1 tRNA gene is annotated in these 232 nt (G+C 47.4%); it reads left to right on the top strand.

The features are described 5' to 3' along the window. Positions 1–2 precede the first annotated feature (2 nt). Positions 3–78: transfer RNA gene (locus tag ACVA54_RS19775), tRNA-Gly, on the top strand. Positions 79–232: the final 154 nt, after the last annotated feature.

Here is a 232-nt window from a genome sequence, read left to right on the forward strand (position 1 = left end):
TTGCGACACTAGCTCAGTTGGTAGAGCGCAACCTTGCCAAGGTTGAGGTCACGAGTTCGAACCTCGTGTGTCGCTCCAAATTAAAATGATATGGCGTTAAGCGGTATCAGATGGTGTTTTACTTTTCTGTAAAGGCATCACAAAGAATATTTGTGTGCCCTGGTGGTGGAATTGGTAGACACAAGGGATTTAAAATCCCTCGACGTTCGCGTTGTGCCGGTTCAAGTCCGGC

This window comes from Vibrio sp. PNB23_22_6, assembly GCF_052877535.1.